The organism is Prosthecobacter sp. (assembly GCF_044373815.1).
Lineage (GTDB): Bacteria > Verrucomicrobiota > Verrucomicrobiia > Verrucomicrobiales > Verrucomicrobiaceae > Prosthecobacter.
On record NZ_JBIPNG010000310.1, the window covers coordinates 1 to 7,894 of the forward strand.

General features: G+C 61.4%; 6 protein-coding genes and 1 pseudogene. 3 read left to right on the plus strand and 4 right to left on the minus strand.

The window, feature by feature from the left end; genetic code table 11:
• Together ACIREA_RS21350 and ACIREA_RS21355 are read right to left on the minus strand one after the other, a co-directional pair.
• Positions 1-771 (minus strand): annotated as a pseudogene (locus ACIREA_RS21350) (type III polyketide synthase); the annotation flags it as partial.
• A 3-nt stretch (positions 772-774) separates the two neighbouring features.
• Positions 775-1,347 carry a YceI family protein gene (locus ACIREA_RS21355; protein ID WP_397384378.1) on the minus strand — a complete coding sequence of 191 codons (573 nt, stop codon included), beginning with the start codon at positions 1,345-1,347 and terminating at the stop codon, positions 775-777.
• A 135-nt stretch (positions 1,348-1,482) separates the two neighbouring features.
• On the opposite strand from ACIREA_RS21355, the gene ACIREA_RS21360 reads away from it, so the two are divergent.
• The 3 genes from ACIREA_RS21360 to xerA are packed head-to-tail and all read left to right on the plus strand — an operon-like array spanning position 1,483 to position 4,853.
• On the plus strand, positions 1,483-3,147 hold the full coding sequence (locus ACIREA_RS21360; RefSeq protein ID WP_397384379.1) for an FMN-binding protein: 1,665 nt from the start codon (positions 1,483-1,485) through the stop codon (positions 3,145-3,147).
• Between the two features lie 24 nt (positions 3,148-3,171).
• Positions 3,172-3,954 (plus strand): hypothetical protein, encoded by a 783-nt coding sequence (locus tag ACIREA_RS21365; RefSeq protein ID WP_397384380.1) that lies wholly within the window; start codon positions 3,172-3,174, stop codon positions 3,952-3,954.
• Between the two features lie 11 nt (positions 3,955-3,965).
• Positions 3,966-4,853, plus strand: a complete 888-nt coding sequence (gene xerA, locus ACIREA_RS21370; RefSeq protein ID WP_397384381.1) for a site-specific tyrosine recombinase/integron integrase — start codon at positions 3,966-3,968, stop codon at positions 4,851-4,853.
• Here xerA and ACIREA_RS21375 read toward each other — a convergent pair whose 3' ends face one another.
• Both ACIREA_RS21375 and ACIREA_RS21380 read right to left on the minus strand, forming a co-directional pair.
• Positions 4,854-7,187, minus strand: a complete 2,334-nt coding sequence (locus tag ACIREA_RS21375; RefSeq protein ID WP_397384382.1) for a heparinase II/III family protein — start codon at positions 7,185-7,187, stop codon at positions 4,854-4,856.
• 107 nt (positions 7,188-7,294) lie between these two features.
• Positions 7,295-7,894 (minus strand): SprT-like domain-containing protein (locus ACIREA_RS21380; protein WP_397384383.1); only part of this gene is annotated, 600 nt, incomplete at its 5' end.

Below are 7,894 nucleotides of genomic sequence, written 5' to 3' on the forward strand. Positions count from 1 at the left end.
CACATAGGCCGAAAGAACCATGTTGAAACCGTGGTCCCCAATATCCCAAGCCATGTGCGCCTCACTGGAAGGCACGAGTGCCGAATGGAAGCCATGCACCCGGTAATAGGGCCGGTCATGCGCCGGTTCGCGGGCGCTGACGATGGCAGCCGCTGCACCATCGGCAAACAGCGCATTGGCCACGATGCTCTCCGGTTTGCCGCTGACCTGCAGATGCAGGGAGCAGAGTTCGAGGCACATCACCAGCACCACGGCCTGCGGATTGGCCTCACAAAACTGGGCCGCCATGCGCAGCGCTGGAAAGGCGGCGTAGCAGCCCATGAACCCGATGGTATAGCGCTCAACATTTTCATTGAGCCCCACATCACGGATGATGTGGTAGTCCGGCCCCGGATTGGAAAAGCCGGTGCAGGAGGCAAACACCACATGCGTGATGTCGCTCTTGGCAAACTGCGGACACTCGGCCAGGGCCTTGTGCGCGAGCTTTACCGCGAGTTCGCGCGAAGCCTTGGCATACAGGGTGTTGCGCTGACCCGTGGTGGGCGAGTTCATGGTGCCATCCGGGAGTGTGTGAAACAGCCCGCCGTCTTCTTTCATGAAGTCGTCGCAGGCGCTGTAGCGAGTCTCAATGCCGGTGCGTTCGTAGATCATGTCGATCAGACGTTTGGCCCGCGGCTCGGACACCCAGCTCTTCATGCGCTCACGGGAAAACTCATTGCTGTAGATGAAGTCCGGCGTCTCGGTGGCGATGTGATGAATGAAAGCGGGCATGAATCAGGAAGGATTGCGTTTCAGGGAGACGGAGGCATGCACCTTGATCGTATCACCCACACGGGTGAACAACAGCACGGAGGGGACCTTGACGTCGCTCTTTTTGAGTGAGAGATCGAAATCGAGATCAAACGTGGCCTTGTCACTCTGCTGCTTCCATTGGCTGAGCCGGCCTGTGATTGTCTGCGTTTTACCCAGCAGGGTGAGTTTCAATGGCAGTGTGGAAGGCGCCGCATCTCCCTGCCGGATGGCGGAGAAGGGCGCGTCGATGATGCCTGTGATGAGCGGATGAGCCGTGGCCTGCATGGCCTTGAGCATGTTTTCATCGCGCTTCGCCTCGGCGGTGTTCATCTTCGCGACCTCGACAGTCACTGAGGCCTCCACACGGGTGGGATTCCCGGCGGCATCGGTGGTGACGATGGTGGCAAAAGGTTTCGTGGCCACCTTGCCACCCCAGTCATGCAGCGTGGAGGTGCCATCGAAGGAGATCTGGCTGGTGCCAGACCAATTGGTGGTGTCTGCAAGTGCATTGCCAAGCAGCGCCATGCAGAAGAACGATGAAAGCCGGAAGATCATGGCGGTACTCATCATTACGCAGCCCACCGGAATAAAAACGTGCTTTCCGATTTAAAAAATATCCTCTCATCTTCCGGCTTGTCCGCATCATGCCTTCGTGAATGACATTCCAAAGCATGCTGCTAACGATTTGAGATGACCTCCACCCGTCGCTGGAAATCCCCCGCTCTGCGCCTCTGGCGCGTGGCGTTGCTGGCGCTGGCGGTCCTGGCCATCCGGCGCTCACACTCGCCTGCGGCGGTGGCGCTGACGGTGGACCGCTTGCGGGATTTTTTTCCTGCCGCAGCGGCTCTGACGCCTCAAAGCGGCATGCAGGCGGTGAAGGATGCCTCGGGCATCACGCTTGGCCATGTCATGCAGACTTCGCCGGAAGCGGATGACATCATCGGCTACTCGGGGCCCACAAACACGCTCATCGCGCTCGACTCACGTGGGAAAGTCCTGGGGCTGCGCATCCTGAGCAGCGGCGATACGACGGATCATCTGGCCGAGGTGGTGCGCGAACGTTCGTTCTTCAAGCAGTTCACGGGCAAGAAGGCTGCGGAGCTTTCGAGCCTGCTGCCGCAGGCCGTTTCCGGGGCGACGCTGACGAGCAGCGCGATTGCTGAAGGGGTGCTGCGCCGCCTGGGCAAAAGCGCGACGACCTCGCTGAGGTTTCCTGACGCGATCACGCTAGATGAGGTCAAGAAGCTCGAACCTCGGGCGGCGAAACTGCGCGAATCCAAACAGCATCCCGGTTCACAGGAAGTGCTGGATGAGAAAGGCACTGTGATCGCGCTGGCGGTGCGCACGGCCCCGGCCTCAGATGGAACGGTCGGCTACAAAGGACCGAGTGACACCTTCATGCTGATGGATGCGAGCGGCACGACGCTGCGTGGCATCGCTCTGCGGAGGAGCTATGACACGGAGCAGTATGTGGGCTACGTCACCGGCGATCCGGCGTTTTTGAAAACGTTTGATGGCATGACGACGGAGAAGATCGCGCATATCGACTTCAATGCCGCCGGCGTGGAAGGTGTGTCTGGCGCTACCCAGACCAGCTACGGCATCGCCGAAGGGGTGCGGGTGCGTGCTGAGTCCTTGCTCCATGAGGAGGAGGCCCGCAGCGACTGGTGGCAGCAGATTCGATGGCGCTGGCAGGACAGCGGCCATGTAGCGATCCTGCTGGCGGCTTTGGTGATGGCCTTCACCCCGCTGCGGGGCCGGGCGTGGTGCCGCCACCTGCATCACGCGCTGCTGGTGATCTATGGAGGCTTCATTGCGGGTGAGATGCTATCGCAAGGACTGCTCGCAGGCTGGGCGGCACATGGCACCCCTTGGAAAAACGCCCATGGGCTGGTGCTGCTGGCTGCCGTGGCGCTGCTGGGTCCGGTGTTCACCAACAAGCAGCTCTACTGCCACCACATCTGCCCGCACGGTGCGTTGCAGCAGCTCCTCGTCCGCCGGCTGCCTTGGCAGTGGTCGCCCTCGAAAGCGGTCGACAAGCTCCTGTCCAAACTGCCTTTCGTGCTGCTCGCGCTGGTGCTGTTCAGCGTGGCCTTCGCGCTTCCAGTCGATCTGAACGCGCTGGAGCCCTTTGATGCGTATCTGTTTCGTGTGGCTGGCTGGGCGAGCATCGGGATCGCCATCGGCGGCCTGCTGGTGTCGCTCTTCACCCCTCTGGCGTACTGCCGCTACGGGTGCCCGACGGGAGCGTTGTTCAAGCTGCTGCGCTTCACCGGTGATGGAGATCGCTTCGGCGCGCGCGATTGGATAGCCGCGCTGTGTGTGACGTTCGTTCTTCTCTTGGCTCCGGGCTGAAACCGGACTACCAACCCAACAGACATGCCCCTCATTCCCCAATTAGAGTCCAAATTCGGCCGCTTCGCCATTCCCAACCTGGTGCAGATCATCGCCGCGTTTCAACTGCTGGTGCTCTTCATGGTCATGGTGATGTCGCCGGAGGGTGCGGCGGCGTATTTGCAGTTTCTTGAGCTGAATCCGATCCGGGTGATGCACGGCGAGGTCTGGCGGCTGGTCACCCATGTGTTTATCCCCGGGAATTTTTCGCTCATCTGGGCGCTGATCGGCGCGATGTTCATGATGTGGATTGGCCGCGGTTTGGAATCGGCCTGGGGAGCGTTCCGGGTCAATCTCTACATCATCGGCTGGATGGTGGCCGTCACCGTGGGAGCGCTGCTGTTTCACTGGCCTGCCTCAGGAATGTTTCTCTTTCAGACCCTGCTGTTCGCCTTTGCGTCCCTGTATCCGAATGAGGAAATCTACATCTACTTCATTCTGCCGATCAAAATGAAGTGGGTGGCGGCTTTGACTGCGGGGATGACGGCCTTTCTGGTGATGCGTGAGTCCTCGCTGCTGTTTCCGGTGCTGGTGGGACACTTGAATTTTTTCATCGCGTTCGGTCCTGCGTTCCTCAGCGAGCGTGCGCGCATGGCCCAGATCGCCTCACGCCGTGGCAAGTTTGAATCTGCCCAGCTCCCGCAGGGCACCTTTTTCCACCAGTGCTCTGTGTGCAAAAAGACGGAGCTGGATGATGCGCAGCTGGAATTCCGGGTGCTGGACTCCGGCGATGAAATCTGCAGCACGTGCCGTGCGAAACGAACCTGAGGATTAACGCCATGGAAGACAAGCTCGCCGCCGAGTTTCTGGAGTTCATGGAGGTGGAGCGCCGCTCCTCGGAACGCACGCTGGCGAATTACGAGCTGGCCCTGCGGCAGTTCCGCGAATGGCGCACGCCGTTCAAGGGCTGGAGCGAACTCACCGCCGATGACTTTCGCGCGTTCTTGTTCGACCTGATGAAGCGCGAACGCGGGCGGGCGACGATCCGGCTGCAGTTCGCGGCGCTGCGCAGTTTCTTCAAATGGCTGACGCGTCGGCGGGGCTGGAAAGCCAATCCGCTGCTGGAGGTGCAGCTGCCCAAGCGGGAAAAAAAGCTGCCCGTGGTGCTCACAGTGACTCAGGTGGAGGCCATGCTGGCGCTGCCGCTGAGCCTGGAAAAATCCAAGCGTGATGCTGTGTGGGCGCCGGAGCGTGACACGGCGATCCTGGAGCTGTTTTACAGCACCGGCATGCGTCTGAGCGAGCTGGTGGGACTGAACGTGGCGGACATTGACACCTACACCGAGACCGTGCGCGTGTTTGGCAAGGGGAAGAAGGAACGGCTCTGCCCGGTGGGCTCCAAAGCACTGGAGGCCGTGCAGCGCTATCGTGCGAAGGCGGGCGTGCATGATGGAGCGTTGTTTCTCAGCAAGCTGCGCACCCGCATCACGGCACAGTCCGTGGACGATGTGATCATGAAATACTGGCGGGCCTCAGGCCTGCCGGTCCACCTCACGCCGCACAAGCTGCGCCACAGCTTTGCCACGCATCTGCTGAACAACGGCGCGGATCTGCGCAGCGTGCAGGAACTGCTGGGACATGCGAGCCTTTCGACCACGCAGATCTACACGCATGTCTCCACGCAGCGCATGAAGGAAGTCTACGAGGCCGCGCACCCGCGGGCGTGATCACTTCTTCGATACCCACGTTGCCACCGGTGTGGCGGTATGCGCAGGCGCTTCATCGAGGGCAAAGGTGATGCAGAGGCTTTGCGGACCTTTGGCACCATCGACCGAAGCCTTGAGCACGTGGACGTTGGCCTTCACCAAATCGCGGGACTGTTCGCTGGCGGGTTCTGGTGGTACGCCTGCACTGAAGGTGGCCGAGGCGGGAGAAACGATCGTAGCGACGAGGGTTTTGCCACCGAGGGTGAGCTTGGCCGTGGTGCCGCTGGGGGTGATCTCCGCCATGGTGTGCATGCTCCAGGTGATGTTGCCGGTGTTTTTCATTATGAGGTCATCCTGCACCACAATGTAGGGCTTCTCCCCACGCACGACCATGATGCCCCGATGGACGTCTTTTGCCGGTTTGGAGTAGGCCTTGGTCATGTCCACCACGGCGAGGCCGCGTTCCGGTGTGGAGGCACCGAGCAGCACCGCTGCTTTGGCGTCGAGCTCCTGCTGATTGCCATCAATAACGAGGGTGTTCTGACCCAGCGTGTTTTCGAGGTAGAGCGCAAAGCGTTTGGTACGATCCGCGCCGGGTTTGACTTCAAAGCCGGGGGCTTTGTCCATTTCAGCACCGAGCTCGATGCCCCAGCGCTGCCCGCCGGCCTCCATCACAAAGCTGCCGATGTCGAGCTGCGCCGTCGTGTCTTCATTTTCGCCACCTTTGACGGCGACGAAGAAATCCGTCTTCTCCCAGCCGGAGCGTGAGGTGGCCACAAAGCCGCCGGGCTGTGCGTAATCCATCGTGTCCGCCGTGCCGTCTCCGGCAGCGTGGGGGTTGTAATAGATGAAGTTGCCGACCTGGCCAAAATAGGCGGCGGTCACAGGCTGCTTGCCAGCGGCGGCGACGGCACGGAGGCCGGGATTTCCAGCGATGCCACTCAGCCAGGTGGCGACCCACGGACGGGTGGATGCAGCGCTTGTGGCATCTCCAAAATTGAAAGATTGACCGCTGGGGCCCATCATGTGCATGCGGGCGGTGTTGAACTGCGGAATGCCTTCCAGCAGGCTGATGTTGAGATCGCGTCCGGAAGCGGCCTTGAGGGACTCGGAGAGCATGGCCACGTAGTCCATCACCGTTTCACCAGCCTGAAGACCTTCGGGCCAGACACCTGCTGGAGCAAAACGGACGATGCCTTTGCCAAAGACCTTGGCGGCCGCATCCGCCGCTTTTTTGGCGATGGAAGGGTCCTCATCCACGAGGCAGATGGCGGAGAGCAGCAGGGCGGAGGCGGCGGCCATCTGCTTGCTGTCTGGAAGGAGTTTGCCCACATCTGGTTTCGCCTGGGGCTTTCCTTGGGCCTTCGGTGGGGCGGCCTTGGATTTTGTTCCCGTCTGGCCGCCAGAGGTGCCTTTGGCGCTCTCAGGGATTTCTTCGCCCTCAAGATGTGCGATGAGGGCCCCGATGCCTTTCTCCGCGATGTAGGTGCGGATGACAGCAGCCTGCTCCGCGTTCAATCCGGCGCGGAACCAGTCATAACCCAGCGAAGTAGCCACCACCAGGTCGGTCAAATTGTCCACAAGATCAGGGTGCCAGTCGCGGAAGGTCACTTTGTCTGTCAGGGCGATGAGTTCACGTGCGCCGCGCTCCTGCCATTTGAGTTCTCCATCGCCGAAATGCAGAGATCCGAGCAGGCCCATGCGGTAAACGGCCTTCGGGCCTTCCCCGCCGGTTTCGCCGTTGATACGGGTCAGCTCCGGGTCATTCAACAGATCTTCCCCGGAGGCTTTCATGGCTTCCATGATTTTTGCCAGCACAGGATCCACTGCGATCTGACCTTTCAGCGCCGCCCAGCCAGCGGCGTTGTGAATCAGGCGTGGCCGCACTTTGGCGACGCCACTGAGGTAATCGTTGGCCGAGGGGGCCTTGAATTTCGAGAGGGGAACCACCGCGATTGCAGGCCTCGGGGGCGCAGGCTTTTTCACCACGGCGGCGGTTTTGGCACCTCCCTTGGGCGTGGCCGCAGGCGGAGTGGCGGGGGGTGTCCCCGCTGGAGTCGCAGGCATCGCCACGGCGGGTGCGCCGGCAGGGGCTGCCTGCATCGCGGCATAGCGCCCCTTGGCGTATTCAAAGTCAGCCGGGCTCAGAGTGGCAATGGCCACGTCGAACTCGCGCCCGTCCTTCGTCTTGATCTTCAGCGTCTTGGCAACGGCATCGACCGAAATCAGTGTCGCCTCCACCGTTTTGCCGGAGGTGTTCGTCCAGGTGTGGAATTCTTCTGCGAGCTGCGCACTGGCGCTGGCAGCGAACAGGCAGACGGAAGCAAGAGAGAGGAAACGCGAGGCGGTTTTCATGACGGAAGGGTTGAGAGTGACGCTAAAGCAGCGGGTAGGAGCACCTAGGTCAAGCATAAACGCAGCTTGGATGCCCGAGTTTGGCGGAAAGACGCGTGCCCAGCCAATTAATTACCGGTCACCAGCGCGAGACGAAAGCGCCCGTCATACTGGCCGCCGGCATGCAACCGGCAGCAATGCAGGCAGGCGGTGGGGCGGCGAAACTTGCGCACGCGCTGCACCGTGGTGTGGCAGGCGGGGCAGGCGTAGGTGAGCTTGCGCTCAACTTCATTGCGCGGCAGGGGCAGGCGGTGTTGTGCCTTCTCACCTGCGATGCCTAGATCCGCACAGGCCTGACGCCATTCACGGCCATGCGGCTCGATGCGCTTCCGGCCGCTGCGATGGTAGGCGATCAAATGGGCCAGCTCATGCTTCAGGGTGCGCTCCACCTGACCTTCAAATTCGCGCAGCTTGGGGTTCAGCTCAATGGCCCAGCCCGGATAGCGCGCATAGCCTGCAGTGCTGCGCAGGCGCGCATTCCACGCCACAGTGACGAGTTTGGCTCCGCCTGGCAGATCCAGCGCCAGCAGCATGGCCCGCGTCTGCTCCTCCAATTCCGCATCCCGGCCATCAGGGACGGTTTCATCCGCTGAACCCTCCGCCGGTTCTGGCGGGGGCGTCAGGTCACGCACCTTGCGAAACGGCACCCAGTGCGGCAGGGCGGAAAA

What these genes read in the sequence shown, in the direction of transcription:
- ACIREA_RS21355 (WP_397384378.1), bottom strand. Translation starts at nt 1,347, where the DNA reads ATGATCTTCCGGCTTTCATCGTTCTTCTGCATGGCGCTGCTTGGCAAT.
- ACIREA_RS21360 (WP_397384379.1), top strand. Translation starts at nt 1,483, where the DNA reads ATGACCTCCACCCGTCGCTGGAAATCCCCCGCTCTGCGCCTCTGGCGC.
- ACIREA_RS21365 (WP_397384380.1), top strand. Translation starts at nt 3,172, where the DNA reads ATGCCCCTCATTCCCCAATTAGAGTCCAAATTCGGCCGCTTCGCCATT.
- xerA (WP_397384381.1), top strand. Translation starts at nt 3,966, where the DNA reads ATGGAAGACAAGCTCGCCGCCGAGTTTCTGGAGTTCATGGAGGTGGAG.
- ACIREA_RS21375 (WP_397384382.1), bottom strand. Translation starts at nt 7,187, where the DNA reads ATGAAAACCGCCTCGCGTTTCCTCTCTCTTGCTTCCGTCTGCCTGTTC.